A 21,487-nucleotide genomic window follows, 5' to 3' on the forward strand; every position below is an offset into this window, starting at 1 on the left:
CTTTAAGAACAAGGATGGTCCTTCGACAAGCTCAGGACGAACGGAGGGTGACTTTAAGCCTTCGTCTGCGGTTCCACGACGCGGACATGGAGTTCGCGCAGCTGCTTGAATTCGGCGGCGCTCGGCGCCCCCATCAGCAGGTCTTCGGCGCGCTGGTTCATCGGGAACAGCGTGATTTCGCGCAGGTTCTGCGCGCCGCACAGCAGCATCACGATGCGGTCGACGCCAGCGGCCATGCCGCCATGCGGCGGGGCGCCATACTGGAAGGCGCGGTAGAGGCCGCCGAAACGTTCCTCGACGTCCTGCTGGGACAGGCCGACCAGTTCGAACGCCTTGACCATCAGGTCGGGCGACTGATTGCGGATCGAGCCGGACGCGATTTCATAGCCGTTGCAGACCATGTCGTACTGATAGGCGTTGATCGTCAGGGGATCCTGATTGTTCAGCGCGTCGAGGCCACCCTGCGGCATGGAGAAGGGATTGTGGGCGAAGTCGATCGACTTCGAATCCTCATCATATTCGTAGAAGGGGAAGTCCACGATCCAGCAGAGTTCGAACCGGTCCTTGTCGATCAGGTCCAGCTGTTCGCCGACGCGGATGCGGGCGAGGCCGGCCAGCTTGGCGGCCTGCGATTCCTTGCCGGCGGCGAAGAAGACGCCGTCGTTCGGGCCGAGGCCGAGCGCCTCGATCAGCCTGGCGGTCGCTTCCTCGCCATGATTCTTGGCGATGGGGCCGCCGGGGACGCCATCCTTGATGTTGATATAGCCAAGACCCGAATAGCCTTCGCCGCGCGCCCAGACATTCATGTCGTCGAAGAATTTGCGGCTGCCAGCGCCTGCGCCCGGTGCGGGAATCGCGCGGATGCGCGCGCCGCCTTCGACCAGCGAGGCAAAGATGCCGAAGCCAGAACCGACGAAATGATCGGTCACGTCCTGAATCAGGATGGGATTGCGCAGGTCGGGCTTGTCGCTGCCGTACTTCAGCATGGCTTCGGCATGGGGGATGCGCGGGAAGCTGCCGGCCGGGGTGACGTGCTTGCCTTCGGCAAATTCCTCGAACACCTGAGCGATGACCGGCTCCATCGTGTTCCAGACGTCTTCCTGCGTGACGAAGCTCATTTCGAGGTCGAGCTGGTAGAATTCGCCGGGCAGACGATCGGCGCGCGGGTCTTCGTCGCGGAAGCAGGGGGCGATCTGGAAATAGCGGTCGAAGCCCGCGACCATCAGCAACTGCTTATATTGCTGGGGTGCCTGCGGCAGGGCGTAGAATTTGCCAGGATGGATACGCGAGGGCACGAGGAAGTCGCGTGCGCCTTCCGGGCTGCTGGCCGTCAGGATCGGGGTCGAATATTCGGTAAAGCCCGCGCCTTCCATGCGGCGGCGCATGTCCGAGATGACCTTGGTGCGCTTCACGATGTTGGCGTGCAGCGTTTCGCGGCGCAGGTCGAGGAAGCGGTAGCGCAGGCGGATATCTTCGGGATAATCCTGTTCGCCCGCGACCGGCAGCGGCAGTTCGGCGGCGGAGGAGAGGACGGTCACGACATCGGCCACGACCTCGATCTCACCGGTCGCCATCTTGGGGTTGATGGCTTCGGCGGCGCGGGCGACGACCTTGCCCTCGATCGTCACGACGGATTCGAGACGGAGCGATTCCAGCGTACGCAGCGGATCGCTGTCCGCCTTTGCGACGATCTGGGTGATGCCATAATGGTCGCGCAGGTCGACGAAGAGGACGCCGCCATGGTCGCGCTTGCGATGGACCCAGCCGGACACGCGCACATCATTGCCGACTTCTGCCGTGGTGAGGGCGCCGCAGGTATGAGTGCGATAGGCGTGCATGGCGTTTCGATCTTTCAGCTTCGTTTTACGGAAATGACAAACTGTTGCAGTCCCGCTATGGCCAGCAATGTCACATTGACCAGTCCGCGGACGCGGGCCAGCCCATAATAAGATCGAAGACCATATGCAAATTCATCCGCTGATTACCGACAGCAAGCAACTTTCCGATTTCTGCGCCCGCATCGCAAAATCCCCGTACATCGCCGTCGATACGGAATTCATGCGGGAAAACAGCTACTGGCCCGAACTCTGCCTGGTGCAGGTCGCCGACCCGAATGAGGCCGCGGCGATCGATCCCAAGGCGCCCGGCCTCGACATGAAGCCTCTGCTCGACCTGCTCGTGAACAATGAGGAGGTGCTCAAGGTCTTCCATGCCGGCGGGCAGGATATCGAGATCGTCCACAACCTGACCGGCAAGACGCCGCATCCGATGTTCGACACGCAGATTGCCGCCATGGCGCTGGGTCTGGGCGAGCAGATCGGTTACGGCAATCTGGTCGATGCCTGGATGGGTGTGCAGCTGGACAAGGGCGCGCGCTTTACCGACTGGGCGCGGCGGCCGCTGGACAAGCGCCAGATCGACTATGCGATCGGCGACGTCACCTACCTGATCCAGATTTTCCCCAAGATGCTGGAAGAATTGCGCAAGACCGGGCGGGGCGACTGGCTGGATCAGGAAATGGAGCGGATCAGCGATCCGTCCAATTATGAGAACAACCCGCAGGACGCCTGGCAGCGGGTGCGCATCGCCAGCAAGAAGCCCGACGTGTTGGGCCGGCTGAAGGCGCTGGCGGCATGGCGTGAAATGGAAGCGCAGGACAAGAATCTGCCGCGCGGCCGCATCGTGAAGGACGAGACGCTGGCCGATATCGCCAGCCATCCGCCGCGCCATCAGGAGGATCTGGGCAAGGTCCGGGGCCTGTCCGCCACATGGAAGAGCAATGACATCGGCGCGCGGCTGATGAATGCGCTGGCCAAGCACCAGCCGCTGTCGCGCGACGAGATGCCCGATCGCGAACCGCGCCGGCCCGGCCTTGGCAAGGATGGCGCGCTGGTCGCCGACCTCTTGAAACTGCTGCTCAAGATCCGGTCGCGCGACATCAATGTCGCGGCGCGATTGATCGCGCGCAGCGACGATATCGACGCTCTGGCCGCGGGCGTGCGCGAAGGCCTCTCCATCCTGGAGGGCTGGCGCTATGAACAATTTGGCCGGGACGCGGTTGATCTGGTCGAGGGTCGCATGGCCTTTGCCGTCCGCAACGGCCGGCTGAAGATGACGCGCACGGAATAAGGAGATTTGTGATGCGGATGGCGATTTTGGGCCTGATGGCGTTGAGCCTGTCCGCATGCGCCGGCGCGGGGGGCGAAGGGCCGGCTACCCCGCCCGCCACCGCCGAAGGGCCGTGCCGGAATGACGGGCTGGACCGCTTCACCGGGCAGAAGGCCAGCGCAGAGGTGGGCGCGGAACTGCTCAAGGTTTCCGGCGCGAAGACACTGCGCTGGGGCGGGCCCGGCATGGCGATGACGATGGATTTCCGGCCCGACCGGCTGACCGTCAGCTATGACGAGGCGATGGTGATTATATCCGCGCGGTGCGGCTGACCCCCTCCTCCGTTCGCTTCGAGCCTGTCGAGAAGCCGATAGCGCTATGTCAGCGTTTAGCTTCGCTGAACTTGGCTTTGCCCCGTTTCTCGACTTCGCTCGAAACAAACGGACTGTCTGGATTTTTATCGCAATGACCCCCACCGCCGATCTGGCCATTCGCATGGCGCGCGCCGCGTTCAACCGGGCGCTGGCGGATGGCGACCTGAACGCTATCGGGCCGTTGCTGACGATGAATGTCGTGATGATGACCGGGACGGACAGCGCCATCATCGCCGGGCGCAAGGCGCAGTTGCTGGCGTGGAAACGCGAGTTCGCGGCGAAGGAGCGGATGATCTACACACGGACGCCCGACCGCATCGTCGTTTCGTCGGTGGAGCCGATCGCGATGGAACATGGCCACTGGACCGGCATGGTTGGCGGCACGACAGTCGCGTCGGGCCAATATAGCGCCAAATGGCGAGCGGTTGGCGGCGACTGGCTGATCGAGGCGGAAATCTATCTGACGATGGCCTGAGCGATCATCATCTTCATATCGTCATTACGAGCGTAGCGAAGCAATGCCGGAAGCTGGAGCAGCGCGTGATCCGTTCGTCCTGAGCCGGTCGAGCCGCAGGCGAGCGGAGGCCAACGATGCGCGCTACGTCCTTCGACAGGCTCCGGACGAACGGAAATTGGGTGATACCAATTTCACGCTCAATGCTCCAAAATGCCGTCAGGCCGCCGCCGGCAGGTCTATGACGGTGCGGTTGCGGCCTTCGCGCTTGGCGCGATAGAGTGCCGCATCGGCCGCCTGAAGCAGCCCCGCGCCTTCGCCCGACATGCTTTCGTCCCAGGTCGCGATGCCAAAGGACATGCTGGTCGATCCCAGCGCCCGGCCGCCATGACGCAGCACGATTTCGGTGATGCCCTTGCGCAATATCTCGACGCGGGCGGCCAGCGCCTGCGCATTGGTGCCCGGCGCGATGACGGCAAATTCCTCGCCGCCATAGCGGCAGACGATATCGCCGTCGCGGAAGCGGCTGCGCATTTCATTGGCGACGGCCTGCAACACGACGTCGCCGGCATCATGGCCGAATTCGTCGTTGAAGCGCTTGAAATGGTCGACGTCGCACATGACGGCGCTGAGCGGCACGCCGGAGCGGCGGGCACGGGCGATCTCGATCGTCAGTGCCTCTTCCATATAGCGGCGGTTGAACAGGCCGGTCAGCGGATCGCGAATCGTCTGTTCGCGCAGACCCCGCTGAAGGCGGTGATTGACCAGCGCGGAGCTGATATTTTCCGCCATCACGGTCAGGCGGAACCGGCTTTCATCCTCGACCACGCCCTCCAGATAGAGGGTACCGATCACTTCGCCGCCGGCCAGCAGCGGTTCGCAATGATAGATGGCGTCCGGATCGACATGGGCGCAGACGATGTCACCGCCCGGTTCTGCGACGAAATGGCTCTGCCCGCGCCGCAGCGCCCAGCACTGGTCGGGCGCAAAACCATCCACACGGGGCACATAGCCGCCCCATCCGGCAATCGGTACCAGCAGGTTGCGGCTGTTATTATGGGCATAAAGGCCCCCGGGAATGCCCGGCAACACGCGCGGCACGAATACGCGGATGACCTGCGCGAGTTCCTCGTCCGTGCGGGCCGCCTGCATGCGATGGGCCATGCCACCCAGCAGTTCGATCACCCCGCCACGTTCGCGCAGGACATCGCTGTTGCGCATCAGTTCGGCGTGAGCGGCCTTCAGTTCCAGTTCGCTGCGCCCCTGATCGGCGACGGCGGCCTGCAACTGCTCCGCCATTTCATTATAGCCGGAGGCGAGTTGCGCGAATTCCTGCGATCCCATCGCGGTGGTGACGCGCGCGCTGCGGTCCCCCTCCCCCAAGGCCGTCATCGCCCGGCGAATGACACCGGCGGGACGGCGGATGCCCCAGATGAGGAGCAGGGAGACGGACAGAATGGTGAGCGCGATGATCGGGCCGCCGATCAGCGCCAGTTGCCGGACCCAGACCAGCCGACGATCCGCGGCGTCGATGCGGGTGAGGCGCAGCGCGCGTTCTTCGGCCAGGAAACTGTCGACGCGCAGCGATAGCATGGCCATCAGGTCACGCCCGGTGCCGCTGGCGATGACCGCACGCGCCTTGTCGAAATCGCCGCTGCGGGCGTCAGTCAGCGTGCCGCGCAACATGGTGATGCGGCGGTCCATCAGGCTGCGCAATTCGCGCGCGCGCATATTCTGGGTCGGATTGTCGGCGGTCAGTTCGACCAGATGGTTCATCGCCTGACGCGACACCGCGAGCCGTGCATCGGCCGGATCGGCGAAGCTGGCATTGCGGGTGAGGACGAAGCCGCGCTGGCCCGATTCCGCTTCGCGCAGGGCGGACAGCGCGTCGTCCATCGTCTCGATCACCTCGGCCGAATGCGTCACCCAGCGGAAACTGTCGCGCGTCTGCATCGACGCGCCCACCAGCATCCAGATAAGCGCCAGCAAGGCGACGAAGACCAGCGCACCAAAGGCGGCGATCCGGGCGGAAAGAGAGGTGAACATAAGCGACCTTGTTAAACGGCCGCCAAATTAATGGCCAAATGGTAAACAAAGCCTGTAAGATGCGACGAACCGCGGCGCGCGGCGCCATCTTTGCAAACGATTGACGAGAACCGCCCCTGCGGATGTGTCCGCTACGTTTCTGCGCCTTTGCACGGCAAGGGCAGCGGCAACAATTGGCGCGCCGTCAGCGCTTCCAGCGCGCCCAGATGGCGGTCGGGAGCGCAATGCCGCGCGCCTCTTCGCGCACCGCCAGTTCGCCTGCTTCCACGGTGCCCGGCAGGTCGGCGAACGCCTGACGCAGCAGTTCGCCGATCGCCAGCGCGGACATGCGCACGGCATAGACGGTCAGGAACAGGAAGCGGCTGTCGGCGTCGAGCAGCGCGCGACAATTGGCGATCAGGCCGGGAAGATCCTCCTCCAGCCGCCAGACTTCGCCGTCGGGGCCGCGGCCATATTTGGGCGGGTCGAGCAATATGCCGTCATAGCGGCGATTGCGACGCACTTCGCGGGCGACGAACTTGGCGGCATCCTCCACGATCCAGCGGACGGGCCTGTCCTCCATGCCGGACAGGGCGGCGTTGGCGCGGGCCTGCGCGACCGATTTCTTGGACGCATCGACATGGACCATGCGCGCGCCGCCGGCCGACAGGGCCAGCGTGCCGACGCCGGTATAGCCGAACAGGTTCATCACCTCCGCATCGGGCTTGTCGGCATAGGTGGCGTGCAGATCGTCCCAGATCGGCGCCATGTCGGGGAAGAAGCCGAGATGGCGAAAAGGGGTACAACTCGACTGGAAGGTCACTTCGCGCCAGTGCAGCGGCCAGCCTTCGGCCGGGACCGGCTTTTCATAATACCAGCGGCCGCCGCCATCCTCGTCCGATCCGGGGATGAATTCGCCATCGGCGCGCCAGTCGCTCGTCGCGGGCTTCCACATCGCCTGCGGTTCGGGGCGGATGAAGCGGAAGGGGCCATAGCGCTCCAGCTTGCGCCCGTCGCCGCTGTCGAGCAGGCCGTAATCCGACCAGGGTTCGCCGATGAGGGTTTTCAATTCCATAGCAATGTCTCGTTCGGTTCGAGCCTGTCGAGAACCCTGGCACATCCGGTTCTCGACAAGCTCGAACCGAACGGAGGCTGGTTATGCCCGCGGGGTCGCGCGCTGCGCAACATAGGCGGTGACGGCCTCGAACGTGCCGGGCAGCTTGGCATAGCTTTCCTCGCGCGCGAACAGGTCGCCCACGCGCGCCGGCAGCGGCGGACGGGTGCCGGTCGCCCGTTCAACGGCATCGCGGAACTTGGCCGGGTGCGCGGTCGCCAGCGTCACCACCGGGATGGAGGCGTCGAGGCCGGCTTCGCGCGCCGCCGCCAGACCGATGGCGCTGTGCGGATCGATGATCTGCGCCGCGCCGTCATAGGCCCAGCGCATCGCCATGGTCATGCCATCGGCATCGACGCGGGCGGAGGTAAACAGATGGGCCGCGCCTTCGCGCTGGGCGTTGGTGAGGCGCATGGCCTTGCTGGCTTCGAAGCCGCGCATCTGTTCGGCAAGGGCCAGGCCGTCGCGACCGCCTGCATCGAACAGCAAACGCTCGAAGTTCGAGCTGACCTGGATGTCCATGCTGGGCGTGGCGGTGGGTACCACCTGCCCCTGGCTGTAGTCGCCTTCGGACAAGGCGCGATGCAGGATGTCATTGACGTTGGTGGCAACGATCAGCCGGGCGACGGGCAGGCCCATCTTGGCCGCGACATAACCGGCGAACACATCGCCGAAATTGCCGGTCGGGACCGAGAAGGCGACTTGTCGGCCCGGCGCGCCGAGGCGCACGGCGGCGTAGAAATAATAGACGACCTGCGCCATCAGCCGCGCCCAGTTGATGCTGTTGACGGCCGACAGGTTGAAGCGGCTCTTGAAGTCGGCGTCGTTGAACATCGCCTTCACCAGCGCCTGCGCATCGTCGAAGCTGCCTTCGATCGCGATGTTGTAGACATTGGGGGCCAGCACCGTGGTCATCTGGCGACGCTGCACATCCGACACGCGGCCTTCGGGATGGAGCATGAAGATGTCGATCTTCTCACGGCCCGCCACCGCGTCGATCGCGGCGGAACCGGTATCGCCCGAGGTGGCGCCGACGATCGTCAGATGATCGTCCCGGCGCGAGAGGAAACGCTCGAACAGCTGGCCGAGCAGCTGGAGCGCGACATCCTTGAAGGCGAGCGTGGGACCATGGAACAGTTCGAGCAGCCAGTGCTGATGGTCGAGCTGGACCAGCGGGGTCACGGCCTGATGGCTGAAGCGGCCATAGGCGGCGGTGCACAGGTCCCGCAGTTCGTCTTCGGTCAGCGATCCCGCAACGAAAGGCGCCATCACCCGGACGGCGGTTTCGACATAGGAGAGGCCGGCAAGGGCGCTGATCTGGTCGGCGGTAAAGGCCGGCCAGCTGGTCGGCAGATACAGGCCGCCATCGGACGCCAGCCCGGCCAGCGTCACATCCTCAAAACCGAGCGCGGGCGCGCTCCCCCTGGTGCTCTGATATTGCATAATGGGAAAGCGCGGTAGCGGCCCGCGCGCGCGGGAGCAAGCGATTAGGCGCTTTTGTTCCGGCGGCGCAGGGCAAGGATGTAGATGATGACTGCGACGGCGGCGAAAAGGAACCATTGCACCGCATAGGCAAGGTGGTTGTTGGGCACGTCGGCGGCGCTGGGCGGCGCAGCGGGCTTGAGGCCAGCGGGCGCATTGCGGGCGATCAGCATCGGGCGGAGCGGCGTCGCCTTGCCGCCTATGCGTTCCACCAGGGCGCGATGGTCGGGCTCCTGCGAAATCCAGCCTGCCACCTGCCCGCCGGTCCAAGCGGGGTTTTCGTCGGGCTTCTGTCCCACACCGATCGCGACCAGCGCACCCGGCCCTTCCGCCCCGGTCGAACATTCGGCGATATGGCGATAGCCGGTCGATCCGTCGGCGGCGCGGCCCGCCTCTACCCGCCAGCCGACGACGCGCAGGCAATGGATCGAGGACGGGCGGAAGAGGATATCGGCATCGAGCGGCGGCAGTTGAGGGAAGGCGACGGCCGGCCGGCCGGGATTGGCGGCCGCCAGCGCCAGCGCCGCTTCCTTTTCGCCGCGACGCTGAAGCTGCCAGACGCCAAGGCCGATCATCACCATAACCGCCAGCGCGACGAGGATCGTGGGGATCAGGGGGATACGGGCTTTGGCGGGCTGATCGGTCATGGCCGGTCCTTGAGACTTGTTAGAGCATCGTCATTGCGAGCGTAGCGAAGCAATCCATGTCACGCCACGTGGATTGCTTCGCTACGCTCGCAATAACGATGATAAAGTTCAGAGGAAGCGGCACAAAAGAAAACGGCCGGAGCAGAGGCCCCGGCCGCTTGACCTTTTAGCCGAAGCTGGTTGCCTCAGCCGCCGTGGACCGGTGCGCCCCAGCCGCCCCAGACATAGATGGCGACAAACAGGAACAGCCACACGACGTCGACGAAATGCCAGTACCAGGCGGCGGCTTCGAAACCGAAATGCTGGCGCGCGGTGAAGTGGCCCTTATAGGCGCGGACAAGATTGACGATCAGGAAGATCGTGCCGACGAGGACATGGAAGCCGTGGAAGCCGGTCGCCATGTAGAAGGCCGAGCTGTAGGGATTGCCGCCGAAGTCGAACGGGGCATGGGCATATTCATAAGCCTGGATGCTGCTGAATAGCGCGCCGAGCAGGATGGTGCACCACAGCCCCTTGATGAGGCCGTCACGGTCGCCATGGATCAGCGCATGGTGCGCCCAGGTGACGGTGGTGCCCGAACAGAGCAGGATCAGCGTGTTGAGCAAGGGCAGCTCGAATGCATTCATCACTTCCACGCCCTTGGACGGGAAGAGGCCCTCGATCGGGGCGAGCGCGCTGGGGAAGAGCGAGAAGTCAAAAAAGGCCCAGAACCAGCCGACGAAGAACATCACTTCCGACGCGATGAACAGGATCATGCCGTAGCGCAGGTGCAGTTGGACCACCGGGGTATGATCGCCGGCATGCGCTTCGGCGATGACATTGGCCCACCAGCTGTAGAAGGTGAACAGGACGCCGGCGACGCCGATCAGGAAAACCCAGCCGCCGCCCGGCCCCATGGCATCGGGGTGAAGCCACATGATCGCGCCCATCGCCATGACCAGCGCCGACATGGAGCCGAAGAACGGCCAGATGCTGGGCGGAAGGATGTGATAATCGTGGTTCTTGGCGCCTGCCATCGTCTCTTCCCTGTTCGCTTGTCCGTTATCGTGTCTGGTCTTAGCTTGGCTTACCATCCTGCTCAACAGGATAGAAAGTATAGCTCAAGGTAATTTGCTGCGTGTCCTTATTGTCGGGATCCTGCAAAATCTTGGGATCGACATAATAGAGCACCGGCATGCGCACTTCTTCACCGGGCTTCAGCGTCTGCTGCGTAAAGCAGAAACACTGGATCTTGGTGAAATAGGCGCCCGCCTGAGTCGGGGTCACGTTGAAGCTGGCGGTCCCGGTCACCGGCTTGTCCGACAGGTTCTTCGCGATGAAGATCGCCATGTCCTTGCGCCCGATCGTCACCGTATCCGTGCGATGTTCCGGGTAGAATTGCCAGGGCATGCCCGGCTGGACGTTGGAATCGAAGCGGATCGACATGGTGTGGCCGGTCGCCACCTGCACCTGCACATCGGCGGCGGCGCGGGCGGTGGTGCCGCCGAAACCGGTCTGTTCGCAGAAAATGCGATAGAGCGGGACCGAGGCGAAACCCAGGCCCAGCATGGACAGGCCCACCGCCGCCATCGCGACCAGCGTGCGCCGGTTGCGGCGATGGCGGTCGAAGGGGGATGGCGGCAGGCTGGCCATCAGTTACCGCCCATCTTGGCGATGGTGATGCCGTAGAAGAGCAGCACAAGTGCGCCCAGAAGCAGGCCCATCACCAGTGCGCGCGACTTCTGCCGGGCGCGGATGCGGTCATTCTCCTCCGGCGTCATGCGAGCAGCCAGCGGTCGACGACCACTGCCCCGAACAGCAGGAAGAGATAGAGGATCGAATATTTGAACAGGCGCTTTTCCGGGGCCATGCGGGCCGGGTCGCTTTCACGCCGGCGATAGACCTGAAAGGCAAAGACCGCGAAGAGCGCGGTGCCGAGCAGCGCGGCGGTACCGTAGACGATGCCGGTCAGTTGCAACAGCACCGGCGCCATCGCGGCGATCGCCATGATCGCGGTATAGCCCCAGATCTGGCGACGGGTCGCGACTTCGCCGGATACCACGGGCAGCATCGGAATGCCGGCCGCAGCATAATCGGTCTTCACGAACAGCGCGAGCGCCCAGAAATGGGGCGGCGTCCAGAAGAAGATCAGCATGAAGAGCGCGACGGGAAGCGCGCTGATATCGCCCGTCACCGCCGCCCAACCGATCACCGGCGGGAAGGCGCCGGCTGCGCCGCCGATGACGATATTCTGCGCCGTGCGGGGCTTGAGCCAGATGGTGTAGACGAGGACATAGAAGAGGATCGAGACGGCCAGCACCGCCGCGGCGAGCCAGTTGGTCGCAAGGCCGAGCAGGACCACAGAGAAGAAGGACAGGCCGACGCCGAAATGCAGCGCCGATTGCCGGTCCATCCGGCCGGCGGGCAGCGGGCGATTGGCGGTGCGCTTCATCTTTGCGTCGACATCGGCCTCATACCATTGGTTGAGCGCGGCAGCGGCGCCGGCCCCGATGGCGATGCAGAGAATCGCGGTGAAGGCGAGGATCGGGTGAATATGTCCCGGCGCAGCAAGCAGTCCGCACAGGCCCGTGAACACGACCAGAGTCATGACTCTGGGCTTGGTCAGCGCGACGAAATCGCGCCAATGGGCGGGCAGCATAGGGCTGTCGGTAGGGGTTTGGGCCCCTGTGGCGAACGGCGAACTGGCCATAATCTCCTCTTGGGTTCAGCCCCGCGCCTGTACACGGCCGGGCTGATCCGGGCAACGGGGCCTCCTGTGGGCAGATTGTCCGCCCCGGGGCCTTGGAGCGCCCCGGCGAACCGGGGCGCCCGGAGGCGTGGCGCTTAGTGGTGCGCCGTGTCGTCGATCACCGGCAGGGTTTCGAACTGGTGGAAGGGCGGAGGGCTGGACAGGGTCCATTCCAGCGTGGTGGCGCCTTCGCCCCAGGGATTGCCTTCCGCCTTCTTGCCGGCGGCTAGCGACCAGATCAGGTTGATGAAGAAGATGCCCATGCCAGCGGCCATGATTTCATAGCCATGGCTGGCGAGCGAGTTCCACTTTTCGAACGCGGCCGGATAGTCCGGATAGCGACGCGGCATGCCCGACAGGCCCAGGAAGTGCATCGGGAAGAACAGCAGGTTCACCCCGATGAAGAACACCCAGAAGTGCAGCTGGCCGAGAAACTCATTGTACATCTTGCCCGACATTTTCGGGAACCAGTAGTAGAAGCCGGCGAACAGGCCGAACACCGCACCCAGCGACAGCACGTAGTGGAAGTGGGCGACGACATAATAAGTGTCGTGCAGCACATCGTCGACGCCGCCATTGGCCAGCACGACGCCGGTCACGCCGCCCACGGTGAACAGGAAGATGAAGCCCAGCGCCCAGACCATCGGCGTCTTGAAGCTGATCGATCCGCCCCAGATGGTCGCGATCCACGAGAAGATCTTAATGCCGGTAGGCACAGCAATGACCATCGTCGCGGCGGTGAAATACATCTTCACATTCACCGACATGCCGGTGGTGAACATATGGTGCGCCCAGACGACGAAGCCGACGACGCCGATCGCGACCATGGCATAGGCCATGCCGAGATAGCCGAACACCGGCTTGCGGCTGAAGGTCGAGATGATCTGGCTGACGATACCGAAGCCCGGCAGGATCATGATGTAGACTTCGGGATGGCCGAAGAACCAGAAGAGATGCTGGTAGAGTTCGGGATCGCCACCGCCGGCGGCATCATAGAAGGTGGTGCCGAAATTGCGGTCGGTCAGCAACATGGTGATCGCGGCGGCCAGAACCGGGAGGGCCAGCAGCAGCAGGAAGGCGGTGACCAGCACCGACCAGACGAACAGCGGCATCTTGTGCAGGGTCATGCCCGGCGCGCGCATGTTCAGGATGGTGGTGATGAAGTTGATCGCGCCCAGGATCGAGCTGGCACCCGCAATGTGCAACGACAGGATCGCCATGTCGACGGCCGGGCCAGCTGAGCCGCTGGTCGACAGCGGGGCATAGACGGTCCAGCCGGTGCCCGCGCCGTTGCCGGTGCCGCCGGGCACGAAGGTCGAACCCAGCAGCAGGGTGAAGGCGGGGATGAGCAGCCAGAAGCTGATATTGTTCATCCGCGGAAAGGCCATGTCCGGCGCGCCGATCATGATCGGGACGAACCAGTTGCCAAAGCCGCCGATCATCGCGGGCATCACCATGAAGAAGACCATGATGAGGCCGTGCGCGGTGATGAGCACGTTCCAGAGATGATAGGCCTGGTCCAGAGTCGCCTCCGGCCCGTCCATCATCATCGCCCATGTGTGCAGATACTGGATGCCCGGATGGGCCAGTTCGGCGCGCATCAGGCCCGAAATGCCGCCGCCGATGATCCCGGCGATGATCGCGAAGATCAGATAGAGGGTGCCGATATCCTTGTGATTGGTGGACATGAACCAGCGCTGGAAAAAGGCTGGCTTGTGATCGGCATCATGATGATCGTGGGCGTGATCGCCGTGATGATCTGCGGTGATGGTGGTCATGGCGTTCCTACCCCTGATCAGATTTTCGCGTCGGCAGCGGGCGCGGCGTCAGCCGTCTTCTCCGCCTCGGCGCCGGCGGGCTTGCCGCCCTGCGAGAGCACCCACTGGTCGAACTGTTCGGGCGGGAGCGCCTCGATCGCGATCGGCATGAAGCCGTGGCGCGCGCCGCACAGTTCCGAGCACTGGCCGTAATAGACGCCCGGCTTTTCGATGGTGAAGCTCTTCTCATTGAGACGGCCCGGCACGGCGTCCATCTTCACCCAGAGCGAGGGCACGGCAAAGGCGTGGATCACGTCGGCGCCGGTGATGATGAGCTTGATCGGGCGACCGGCGGGCAGGACCAGACGATTGTCGGGCGCGAGCAGATAGGGCTCGCCATTGGCCTTCGCCTTGTCTTCCGGCAGCATGTTGGAAACAAATTCCGGAATGCCGTTGTCGGGATATTCATAGCCCCAATACCATTGATAGCCGGTCACCTTGACGACGACGGCATCCTTGGGCGCGGGCTTATACTGGTCGGCGAGCAGCCCGATCGAGGGCACGGCGATGACCAGCAGGATCACAACCGGGACGACGGTCCAGATCACTTCGATCAGCGTGTTGTGCGAGGTCTTCGACGGGACCGGATTGGCGCTGCGGCGGAAGCGGACCATCACATAGAGCATCAGGATCAGCACGAAGACCGAGATGATGGTGATGAGCGGCAACAGCATCACGTCATGCAGCCAGCGCGCGGTGTGGCCGGTCGACGTGAACTGTTCCTGGAGGGTAATTTCGCCCGGCTTGGGCATGCCGATGCCTTCGGTCGGCTTCATCCGGGGCGGGGCGGCGATGGTCGCGGCAGGCGCGGCCTCCGCAGCCGGCGCGGTGGCGTTGGCGGCCGATTCGGCCGGTGCGGCCGCATTTTCAGCAGCCGGCGCGGCGGTCGCCGCATTCTCCTGAGCCAGTGCCGGTCCGTTCGAAACGAGTGTAGGCGCTAAGGCCAACAACCCGGCTAGAACGAGCGATTTCACCTTTTTCATAGCGTCTTCTACCCCGTAACCCCTTGGCGCCGCTGCAACGAAGACGCGCATGTCATGCGCTATAGTCCTCGCCCGTTTCGGTTCTGCCGCGGCTTATAGGCATGGTTTTTCCCTGCCTCAAGCATGTCGGAGCAGATTTTCTTCGCTGTTGCAACGCTTCCCTTGGCCGCCTATTCGGCAGGCTCCGCGCACAGGGGCGCGATCATGGCGCGCCAGGGCGTGCGTCATGCGGGTGGAAGACCGACCGGACCGCAGGGCACCGGGTCGCACGACATGGATTTAGGACGGCATGACAGACGAGGAAGTATTGGCGGAATTCCGGGCGGCGGGGGCGCTGCTCGAAGGACATTTCATCCTGTCGTCTGGCCGTCGCAGCGCCAATTACCTGCAATGCGCCCGCGTACTGATGAACGCCGATCGCGCCGGCAAGCTGGCCCGCGCCATGGTGCAGAAGCTGCCCCGTGAAGTACGGCAGGAGATCGACCTGGTCGTGTCGCCGGCCATGGGCGGCCTGATCGTCGGCCATGAAGTCGGCCGTGCACTGGACAAGGACGCAGTGTTCCTTGAACGGCCCGAAGGCACGTTCGAGCTGCGCCGCGGCTTTGCGATCACGCCGGGCCAGAAGGTACTGATGGTCGAAGACGTCGTCACAACCGGCCTGTCGTCGCGCCAGGCAATCGAGGCGGTCGAGGCGGAAGGCGGCATCGTCGTCGCCGAAGTCGCGCTGGTCGACCGGTCGGCCGGCGAAGTGGATCTGGGCGTGCCCTTCTACCCCCTCGTCTCCATCAATTTCCCGGTCTATGAAGCCGATGCCATCCCGCCCGAACTGGCGGCGGTGCCGGCAATCAAGCCGGGCAGCCGGAAGCAGTAAGACAGATGACCACCCCCCTGCGCCTTGGCGTCAATATCGACCATGTGGCCACGATCCGCAACGCGCGCGGGGGTGAACATCCCGATCCGGTCAAGGCCGCCCTGCTGGCGGTGAAGGCCGGGGCGGACGGCATCACCGCGCATCTGCGCGAGGATCGGCGCCATATTCGCGACGCGGATATCGCGATGTTGATGGCGGCGCTGGACGTGCCGCTCAATCTGGAGATGGCGGCGACGGACGAGATGCTGGCCATTGCTCTCAAGCACAAGCCGCATGCCGCCTGCATCGTGCCGGAAAAGCGCGAGGAGCGCACGACCGAGGGCGGGCTGGACGCGGCTGGGCATCTGGACACGCTGATGCCCATCGTCGGGCAGTTGAACGATGCGGGGATTCGCGTCAGCCTGTTCATTGAGGCGGATGCCGCGCAGATCGAGGCGGCGATCAGGCTGGGCGCGCCGGTGGTGGAGTTTCATACCGGCGCCTATGCCCACCTGACCGGGGAAGCCCGCGCGGTCGAACTGCGCAAGATTGCCGACGCCGTCGCGCTGGCGGCCAAGAACGGGATCGAGCCGCATGCCGGCCATGGCCTGACCTTCGACAATGTGGCCCCCATCGCCGCCATCCCGCAGGTCGCCGAACTCAATATCGGCCATTTCCTGATCGGCGAGGCAATTTTCGGCGGGCTGGAAGCGAGCATCCGCGAAATGCGGCGGCAGATGGATCTGGCGCGGTGAAGGTGATGCTGGCGTGATCATCGGCCTCGGTTCCGACCTGTGCAATATCGAGCGCATCCAGAATTCGCTCGATCGCTTTGGCGACCGATTCGAGAGCCGCGTCTTTACCCCGGTGGAACAGGCCAAGGCGGCGCGCCGGCCCTTCACCAAAGCGGGGACGCTGGCGAAGCGCTTCGCGGCCAAGGAGGCCTTTTCCAAGGCGGTCGGCACGGGCTTCAAGGCCGGGGTGTTCATGAAGGATATCGGCGTCGTCAACGCGCCGTCGGGCGCGCCGACGCTGGCGCTGACCGGCGGAGCATTGCAGCGGCTGGAATCCATGGTGCCGGAGGGGCACAGGCCAGTCATTCACCTGACGCTCACCGACGATCATCCATGGGCGCAGGCCTTCGTCATCATCGAAGCGCTACCCCTGTGAGCGATATTCCCCCAAGCGAAAGCCAGCCCGTGACGGCCATCGACCTGCCAGAAGACCAACCTGCCCCCGCTCTGCCCCAGGACGACAAGGCCCCGGCGGTCAACTGGATGCACGAACTGAAAAGCATCATCCTGCTGATCCTGGCGGTGCTGGCCTTTCACAGCTTCGTCGCCAAGCCCTTCTACATCCCGTCCGAATCGATGATGCCGGTACTGCTGACCGGCGACCGGCTGGTGGTGAGCAAGTTCCCCTATGGCTGGTCCTATGTCTCGCCCAGCTTCCATCCGCTACCGTTCCTGAAAGGGCGCGTGCTGGGGCGGCTGCCGGAACGCGGCGACATCGTCATCGTCAGCCCCCAGAACCGGCGCGAGGATTATATCAAGCGGGTGATCGGCCTGCCCGGCGATATCGTGGAGGTACGCGGCGGTCAGGTGATCCTGAACGGCGTGGCGGTGAAGCAGAAGATGCTGAAGCCCATGCGGCTGCCGGTCGACGGCAACGCCCCCTGCCCGCCGCTGCAATTCCCCGGCGCGCTGGTGACCGGCACGGACGGCAAGGAATATTGCGAACTGCCGGTGCGGCAGGAAATCCTACCCAATGGCAAGACCTATGTCACGATCGACATGGGGCCGAGCGCGCTCGACTGGTACGGGCCGGTGCGGGTGCCGGCGGATCATGTCTTCCTGATGGGCGACAATCGCGACAACAGCGCCGACAGCCGCGCGCCGCTGGAGGAAAATGGCCTGGGCGGGCCGGTGCCGTTCGAGGCGATCGGCGGCCGGGCAGAGTTCATCACCTTCAGCCTGGACGGCGATTCGACCTGGAATCCGATGACCTGGATTCATGCGTTCCGCAGCGGTCGGGCCGGGAACAGCCTGCGGCCAAAGAGCGTTACAGTCCCGGAATAAACGCAAAAAGGGGCACCGGGTTTTGAGCGACGCGCAAGAGCAACATGTCGAGCTTCCCGGTCCCAGCGAAGTCCGTAGTCGTTTAGTCAGCCATGAATTGCAGCGCGCCGGCGTGTGGTTCGGGCTGGCCGTCATCATCGCCCTGATCGTGCTGCTGGCGCAGCCGCTGATGCTGGTCATGGGCGCGCTGGTGCTGGCGACGATGATGGACGGCGGCACAAGGCTGCTGGGTCGCATCCTGCCGATATCGCGCGGCTGGCGGCTGACCATTGTGCTGCTGGGCGCGGTCGCCTTCATGGCCTATACATTCTACCTGACGGGCGCGAGCCTGGCGGCGCAGGCGCAGGCGATGCGCGGCATCGTGGAGGGACAGGTCGCCCGCATCGGCGGCTGGATGCAGCAACTGGGCATTTCCACCACGCCCGACGACCTGAAAAGCCTGGCCAGTCAGGCGATGAGCAGCATGGGCCGGGTGACGGCGGCGGTCGGCACGGCGGTCGGCGCGGTCACCAGCGGGGTCATGATGCTGGTGCTGGCCATCTTCATCGCGGTGGAACCCAAGCTGTATGAGCGCGGCGTCGCCTGGATGCTGCCTATGGACAAGCGCGCCCATTTCTACGCCATCGCCGACAAAATGGGCTGGACGCTGCGCCGGCTGATGTTCGGGCGGCTGATCGGCATGGCGGTGGAGGGCGTGGGTACATGGCTGTTGCTGTGGGCCGGTGGCGTGCCGATGGCGGGGCTGCTGGGCATATTGACCGGCCTGTTCGCCTTCCTGCCCAATATCGGGTCGATCATATCGGGCGCGCTGATCATCATCGTCGGCTTTTCCGGCGGGACGGATACCGGCCTCTATGCCTTTGGCGTCTATATGGCGGTTCAGATCGTCGACGGCTATCTGATCGTGCCGATGGTGGCCAAGCGCGCCACTGACCTCGCCCCGGCGCTGGTGCTGGGCGCGCAGATCCTGTTCGGCGCGCTGTTCGGCATCATGGGACTGTTCCTGGCCGATCCGATCGTGGCGATGATAAAGGTCTATCTGGAGGAACGATCCAAGGCGCTGGCCGGGAAGAAGGGCCTGATCCAGACGGATACGAACGGCTGACAGGCTCGTCATTGCGAGCGCAGCGAAGCAATCCACCGGTACGCGCCATGGATTGCTTCGCTGCGCTCGCAATGACGGATCAGTGTGAACCCACCTCCGCTTAACTTCGCATATTTCCCGCTGGTTTCGATATAAACGAACCCAAGTTGGACATTTTCTGTCGCACCGCGCGCCGTAGCCTTCCTTATAGCTATTTGTCCGCCTGTAGGACAGGATGGGGAACCACAGCCGCTGGCCGGTCATTGGCCTTATGACAGGTTCAAGGACCGCCGCTGGAGAGGAAACGACCATGACCATGCCATTGGACAAGCAGAAGAAGCTGCATTTCGACCTGACCAATGTCGGGATGCGCGCGCAGGCGACCGCCGTGGGACTGTTGCAGCTCTGTCTGGAACTGCGCCGCGCGGGCGTGCTGGACGACGGCGCCATCGATCGGATCAAGGGCGCGATTGCCTGCGACATCGAAGTGTCTGCCCCGCGCTCCGTCGCCACCGCCGAATATCGGCGTGACATCAAGGTCCGGCTCGACAAGCTGTTCAGCGGCGAAGAGAAGATCGGGACGGCCGATGCGCTGGCCTTCGGCATCAGCCCGGCGACCGACGATTCGGTCTGCCAGGGTCACGCCTGATGAAAGGCCTGATTCGGGCATGAAAAAAGGGGTCGCGAGACGACCCCTTCTTCATTCCGGCTTTGCGACGCTATGGCTTAGAACATGCTGCGTTAAATTCGACGCGCATCGCATGCTCCAAGTTTTTGTTGTCGCATCGTTTTAAGCGGAAAACCGGTTCCCACTTTTCCGCACGATGCTTAGTTGCCCGCGTGCGGCGCAGCGCCCTGCGGCATGCCACCCTGCTGCTGCATCTGCTGCTGGAGCTGCATCAGTTCCGCCTTCGATTTGTAATCGTGCAGCGTGACGTCGAACACCAGCACCGAACCGGCCGGGATCGGGCCAGCAGCCTGATCGCCATAGCCAAGCTGCGGCGGAATCCACAGACGGTACTTGCCGCCCTTCTTCATCTTTTGCAGGCCTTCCGAGAAGCCGGGCACGACGCCATCGATCGGCATCGGCGCCTGCGGATTCTCGTCGAACACCGTGCCGTCGAGCAGCGTACCCTTATACCCCACCAGCGCCACGTCTGCTGTGGTCGGGCTGGCGCCGGTGCCTTCCGAAAGAACCTTGTACTGAAGGCCCGATTCGGTGGTCACGACACCATCGGCATGGCTGTTCTGCGTCAGGAAGGCGGCCGGCGAAGGCGCAACGCCCTGCTGACCCGCCCATGCGAGGCCGCCTGCGGCCAGCGCAACGGCAGCGACGCCGATCCAGAGGCGCGTCAACGACCCCTTGGCGATAGGACGAAGGGGAACGGCCGTCGTGGACATGGGCGTTAGCTCGCAATTATGGGCAGGAAAGCAGCTTCAAGGGAGCGGGGCGGCGTGAAACCGCCCCGAACGGCGCTTACTTCGCGCCGTCGCGCTCGGCGCGCTTGCGCTCCATCTTGCGCGCGCGGCGGACCGCGGCAGCCTTTTCACGGGCGCGCTTTTCCGACGGCTTTTCGTAGTGACGACGCAGCTTCATTTCGCGATACACGCCTTCACGCTGCAGCTTCTTCTTGAGCGCGCGAAGAGCCTGGTCGACATTGTTGTCGCGAACGATGATCTGCATAAGTCCGTCAATCTCCAATCGAAAACGAGCGGTTCGCCGGGACTTGTCTGTCCATCCCGACGGGCCGACCGAATAGCAAAGCCAGTGAGTCGTCGCGGGTCACCCCACGCCATGTGGGCGGCGCCCTACCAGCAGGCCCATGCAAATTCAACCCCAAAGGGCCGAAACTCGACATTCCACGCCGCTGGCGCGATAGTGATGCGATAAAGATACAGGAGGATTGCCATGGCCACCGCCGCCAAACAGACCGCCAATCGGGCCGACATGTCCGCCGCCGAATGGGAGGCCAGACAGCAACTGGCCGCCTGCTACCGCATCTTCGACCATATGGGCTGGTCGGAACTCATTTACAACCACATCACCCTGCGCGTTCCGCGCGAAGAAGCGGCTTTTCTCATCAATCCCTTCGGCCTTGGCTATGACGAGGTGACGGCGTCCAACCTGGTCAAGATCGACATTGACGGGCATGTGCTGGACGGCAGCCCCTACCCCGTCAATCGCGCCGGATTCACCCAGCATAGCGTGTTCCACCGGCATTTGCCGGACGCCCATTGCATCATCCACACCCATACCACCGCCGGCATGGCGGTGAGCGCCTGTGCCGAAGGATTGCGGCCGATCAGCTTCTACGCCGCCGCCTTTATCGGCCGAATCGCCTATCATGACTTTGAAGGCGTCACGATTCGGCCCGACGAAGGCGAAAGGCTGATCGCCCATCTGGGCGAGAAGCGGGTGATGATGCTGCGCAATCATGGGACGCTGGTGATGGCGGGCAGCCTGCCCGAAGCCTTCCTGACCCACTGGCTGTTGCAACGCGCCTGCGAGATTCAGGTGGCGGCCGGCGCGGCGGGGACGCCGACCGACATCCCGCCCGAGGTGATCGCAGTGCATCAGCGCGACTTGAGCGCGGTACAATTGCCGGTTGGGCCGGGGGTACCGGATTTCCAGACGATGTTGCGGCGAATCGACCGGATCGATTCAAGCTGGCGGGATTGAGGGCAGCCGGCGACTTCCCATTACCGCCGTTCGTTTCGAGCGAAGTCGAGAAGCCAGACGTAG

General features: G+C 64.0%; 23 protein-coding genes. 10 read left to right on the forward strand and 13 right to left on the reverse strand.

All coding sequences use genetic code 11. The annotated features are described in order from the left end of the window. Nucleotides 1-53 precede the first annotated feature (53 nt). Nucleotides 54-1,838, reverse strand: coding sequence for an aspartate--tRNA ligase (gene aspS, locus ACNHGR_RS12820; RefSeq protein WP_475286560.1), 1,785 nt, complete (start codon nt 1,836-1,838; stop codon nt 54-56). A 124-nt stretch (nt 1,839-1,962) separates the two neighbouring features. Between aspS and rnd the strand changes: the two genes are divergently transcribed. The 3 genes from rnd (at nt 1,963) to ACNHGR_RS12835 (ending at nt 3,957) form a co-directional block, all read left to right on the forward strand. Then, nucleotides 1,963-3,129, forward strand: a complete 1,167-nt coding sequence (gene rnd, locus ACNHGR_RS12825; RefSeq protein ID WP_475286562.1) for a ribonuclease D — start codon at nt 1,963-1,965, stop codon at nt 3,127-3,129. An 11-nt stretch (nt 3,130-3,140) separates the two neighbouring features. Further along, entirely contained in the window at nt 3,141-3,440 is a 300-nt protein-coding gene (locus ACNHGR_RS12830; protein WP_184267827.1) for an I78 family peptidase inhibitor, read from the forward strand. A 133-nt stretch (nt 3,441-3,573) separates the two neighbouring features. Continuing rightward, entirely contained in the window at nt 3,574-3,957 is a 384-nt protein-coding gene (locus ACNHGR_RS12835) for a nuclear transport factor 2 family protein (RefSeq protein WP_475286564.1), read from the forward strand. 198 nt (nt 3,958-4,155) lie between these two features. On the opposite strand, the gene ACNHGR_RS12840 is transcribed toward ACNHGR_RS12835, so the two are convergent. The 10 genes from ACNHGR_RS12840 to coxB form a co-directional block, all read right to left on the reverse strand. Continuing rightward, nucleotides 4,156-5,982: a diguanylate cyclase gene (locus ACNHGR_RS12840; protein WP_475286566.1), complete on the reverse strand. Its 1,827-nt coding sequence runs from the start codon at nt 5,980-5,982 to the stop codon at nt 4,156-4,158. Nucleotides 5,983-6,166: 184 nt separating this feature from the next. Beyond that, nucleotides 6,167-7,036, reverse strand: a complete 870-nt coding sequence (locus ACNHGR_RS12845; RefSeq protein ID WP_475286568.1) for an RsmD family RNA methyltransferase — start codon at nt 7,034-7,036, stop codon at nt 6,167-6,169. An 81-nt stretch (nt 7,037-7,117) separates the two neighbouring features. Beyond that, on the reverse strand, nt 7,118-8,518 hold the full coding sequence (gene thrC, locus ACNHGR_RS12850; protein WP_475286570.1) for a threonine synthase: 1,401 nt from the start codon (nt 8,516-8,518) through the stop codon (nt 7,118-7,120). A gap of 44 nt (nt 8,519-8,562) precedes the next feature. Beyond that, nucleotides 8,563-9,204, reverse strand: coding sequence for an SURF1 family cytochrome oxidase biogenesis protein (locus tag ACNHGR_RS12855; protein ID WP_475286572.1), 642 nt, complete (start codon nt 9,202-9,204; stop codon nt 8,563-8,565). A 185-nt stretch (nt 9,205-9,389) separates the two neighbouring features. Continuing rightward, nucleotides 9,390-10,220 carry a cytochrome c oxidase subunit 3 gene (locus ACNHGR_RS12860; protein ID WP_475286574.1) on the reverse strand — a complete coding sequence of 277 codons (831 nt, stop codon included), beginning with the start codon at nt 10,218-10,220 and terminating at the stop codon, nt 9,390-9,392. Nucleotides 10,221-10,260: 40 nt separating this feature from the next. Then, complete coding sequence (locus ACNHGR_RS12865) at nt 10,261-10,836, reverse strand: cytochrome c oxidase assembly protein (protein ID WP_475286575.1); 576 nt, start codon at nt 10,834-10,836, stop codon at nt 10,261-10,263. Continuing rightward, nucleotides 10,836-10,964 carry a hypothetical protein gene (locus ACNHGR_RS12870; RefSeq protein ID WP_269462514.1) on the reverse strand — a complete coding sequence of 43 codons (129 nt, stop codon included), beginning with the start codon at nt 10,962-10,964 and terminating at the stop codon, nt 10,836-10,838. Before ACNHGR_RS12870 ends, ACNHGR_RS12865 begins: the two co-directional genes overlap by 1 nt. After that, on the reverse strand, nt 10,961-11,893 hold the full coding sequence (locus ACNHGR_RS12875) for a heme o synthase (protein WP_184267843.1): 933 nt from the start codon (nt 11,891-11,893) through the stop codon (nt 10,961-10,963). Before ACNHGR_RS12875 ends, ACNHGR_RS12870 begins: the two co-directional genes overlap by 4 nt. 134 nt (nt 11,894-12,027) lie before the next feature. After that, entirely contained in the window at nt 12,028-13,710 is a 1,683-nt protein-coding gene (gene ctaD, locus ACNHGR_RS12880) for a cytochrome c oxidase subunit I (RefSeq protein ID WP_475286577.1), read from the reverse strand. 17 nt (nt 13,711-13,727) lie between these two features. Continuing rightward, the gene (coxB, locus tag ACNHGR_RS12885; protein ID WP_475286579.1) at nt 13,728-14,732 is read right to left on the reverse strand and encodes a cytochrome c oxidase subunit II; all 1,005 of its coding nucleotides are present in this window, start codon (nt 14,730-14,732) and stop codon (nt 13,728-13,730) included. A gap of 289 nt (nt 14,733-15,021) precedes the next feature. Here coxB and pyrE point away from each other — a divergent pair, with 289 nt between their 5' ends. The 6 genes from pyrE to ACNHGR_RS12915 all read left to right on the forward strand — a co-directional run bounded on the left by pyrE (nt 15,022) and on the right by ACNHGR_RS12915 (nt 19,393). Then, nucleotides 15,022-15,603: an orotate phosphoribosyltransferase gene (gene pyrE, locus ACNHGR_RS12890; protein WP_184267849.1), complete on the forward strand. Its 582-nt coding sequence runs from the start codon at nt 15,022-15,024 to the stop codon at nt 15,601-15,603. 5 nt (nt 15,604-15,608) lie between these two features. After that, entirely contained in the window at nt 15,609-16,337 is a 729-nt protein-coding gene (locus ACNHGR_RS12895) for a pyridoxine 5'-phosphate synthase (RefSeq protein WP_184267851.1), read from the forward strand. 13 nt (nt 16,338-16,350) lie between these two features. After that, nucleotides 16,351-16,752 carry a holo-ACP synthase gene (gene acpS / locus ACNHGR_RS12900; RefSeq protein WP_184267853.1) on the forward strand — a complete coding sequence of 134 codons (402 nt, stop codon included), beginning with the start codon at nt 16,351-16,353 and terminating at the stop codon, nt 16,750-16,752. 29 nt (nt 16,753-16,781) lie between these two features. Then, nucleotides 16,782-17,660, forward strand: a complete 879-nt coding sequence (gene lepB / locus ACNHGR_RS12905; protein WP_184272150.1) for a signal peptidase I — start codon at nt 16,782-16,784, stop codon at nt 17,658-17,660. Nucleotides 17,661-17,682: 22 nt separating this feature from the next. Further along, nucleotides 17,683-18,765 (forward strand): AI-2E family transporter, encoded by a 1,083-nt coding sequence (locus ACNHGR_RS12910; RefSeq protein ID WP_184267855.1) that lies wholly within the window; start codon nt 17,683-17,685, stop codon nt 18,763-18,765. A gap of 289 nt (nt 18,766-19,054) precedes the next feature. Continuing rightward, nucleotides 19,055-19,393, forward strand: coding sequence for a hypothetical protein (locus ACNHGR_RS12915; RefSeq protein ID WP_184267857.1), 339 nt, complete (start codon nt 19,055-19,057; stop codon nt 19,391-19,393). Nucleotides 19,394-19,572: 179 nt separating this feature from the next. Here the strand turns inward: ACNHGR_RS12915 and ACNHGR_RS12920 are convergent, their stop codons facing one another. Together ACNHGR_RS12920 and rpsU are read right to left on the reverse strand one after the other, a co-directional pair. Beyond that, nucleotides 19,573-20,145, reverse strand: coding sequence for an FKBP-type peptidyl-prolyl cis-trans isomerase (locus ACNHGR_RS12920; protein ID WP_184267859.1), 573 nt, complete (start codon nt 20,143-20,145; stop codon nt 19,573-19,575). 76 nt (nt 20,146-20,221) lie between these two features. Further along, nucleotides 20,222-20,428, reverse strand: a complete 207-nt coding sequence (rpsU, locus tag ACNHGR_RS12925) for a 30S ribosomal protein S21 (protein WP_056686590.1) — start codon at nt 20,426-20,428, stop codon at nt 20,222-20,224. A gap of 225 nt (nt 20,429-20,653) precedes the next feature. Here rpsU and ACNHGR_RS12930 point away from each other — a divergent pair, with 225 nt between their 5' ends. Then, nucleotides 20,654-21,424: a class II aldolase/adducin family protein gene (locus ACNHGR_RS12930; protein ID WP_475286583.1), complete on the forward strand. Its 771-nt coding sequence runs from the start codon at nt 20,654-20,656 to the stop codon at nt 21,422-21,424. The last annotated feature ends 63 nt before the right edge of the window (nt 21,425-21,487 follow it).

The sequence above is a fragment of the Sphingobium sp. RS1 genome (genome assembly GCF_056156825.1).

Excerpts from the sequence above, each read along its gene's own strand:
- aspS (WP_475286560.1), bottom strand. The coding sequence starts at position 1,838 with ATGCACGCCTATCGCACTCATACCTGCGGCGCCCTCACCACGGCAGAA.
- rnd (WP_475286562.1), top strand. The coding sequence starts at position 1,963 with ATGCAAATTCATCCGCTGATTACCGACAGCAAGCAACTTTCCGATTTC.
- ACNHGR_RS12830 (WP_184267827.1), top strand. The coding sequence starts at position 3,141 with ATGCGGATGGCGATTTTGGGCCTGATGGCGTTGAGCCTGTCCGCATGC.
- ACNHGR_RS12835 (WP_475286564.1), top strand. The coding sequence starts at position 3,574 with ATGACCCCCACCGCCGATCTGGCCATTCGCATGGCGCGCGCCGCGTTC.
- ACNHGR_RS12840 (WP_475286566.1), bottom strand. The coding sequence starts at position 5,982 with ATGTTCACCTCTCTTTCCGCCCGGATCGCCGCCTTTGGTGCGCTGGTC.
- ACNHGR_RS12845 (WP_475286568.1), bottom strand. The coding sequence starts at position 7,036 with ATGGAATTGAAAACCCTCATCGGCGAACCCTGGTCGGATTACGGCCTG.
- thrC (WP_475286570.1), bottom strand. The coding sequence starts at position 8,518 with ATGCAATATCAGAGCACCAGGGGGAGCGCGCCCGCGCTCGGTTTTGAG.
- ACNHGR_RS12855 (WP_475286572.1), bottom strand. The coding sequence starts at position 9,204 with ATGACCGATCAGCCCGCCAAAGCCCGTATCCCCCTGATCCCCACGATC.
- ACNHGR_RS12860 (WP_475286574.1), bottom strand. The coding sequence starts at position 10,220 with ATGGCAGGCGCCAAGAACCACGATTATCACATCCTTCCGCCCAGCATC.
- ACNHGR_RS12865 (WP_475286575.1), bottom strand. The coding sequence starts at position 10,836 with ATGGCCAGCCTGCCGCCATCCCCCTTCGACCGCCATCGCCGCAACCGG.
- ACNHGR_RS12870 (WP_269462514.1), bottom strand. The coding sequence starts at position 10,964 with ATGACGCCGGAGGAGAATGACCGCATCCGCGCCCGGCAGAAGTCGCGC.
- ACNHGR_RS12875 (WP_184267843.1), bottom strand. The coding sequence starts at position 11,893 with ATGGCCAGTTCGCCGTTCGCCACAGGGGCCCAAACCCCTACCGACAGC.
- ctaD (WP_475286577.1), bottom strand. The coding sequence starts at position 13,710 with ATGACCACCATCACCGCAGATCATCACGGCGATCACGCCCACGATCAT.
- coxB (WP_475286579.1), bottom strand. The coding sequence starts at position 14,732 with ATGAAAAAGGTGAAATCGCTCGTTCTAGCCGGGTTGTTGGCCTTAGCG.
- pyrE (WP_184267849.1), top strand. The coding sequence starts at position 15,022 with ATGACAGACGAGGAAGTATTGGCGGAATTCCGGGCGGCGGGGGCGCTG.
- ACNHGR_RS12895 (WP_184267851.1), top strand. The coding sequence starts at position 15,609 with ATGACCACCCCCCTGCGCCTTGGCGTCAATATCGACCATGTGGCCACG.
- ACNHGR_RS12915 (WP_184267857.1), top strand. The coding sequence starts at position 19,055 with ATGACCATGCCATTGGACAAGCAGAAGAAGCTGCATTTCGACCTGACC.
- ACNHGR_RS12920 (WP_184267859.1), bottom strand. The coding sequence starts at position 20,145 with ATGTCCACGACGGCCGTTCCCCTTCGTCCTATCGCCAAGGGGTCGTTG.
- rpsU (WP_056686590.1), bottom strand. The coding sequence starts at position 20,428 with ATGCAGATCATCGTTCGCGACAACAATGTCGACCAGGCTCTTCGCGCG.
- ACNHGR_RS12930 (WP_475286583.1), top strand. The coding sequence starts at position 20,654 with ATGGCCACCGCCGCCAAACAGACCGCCAATCGGGCCGACATGTCCGCC.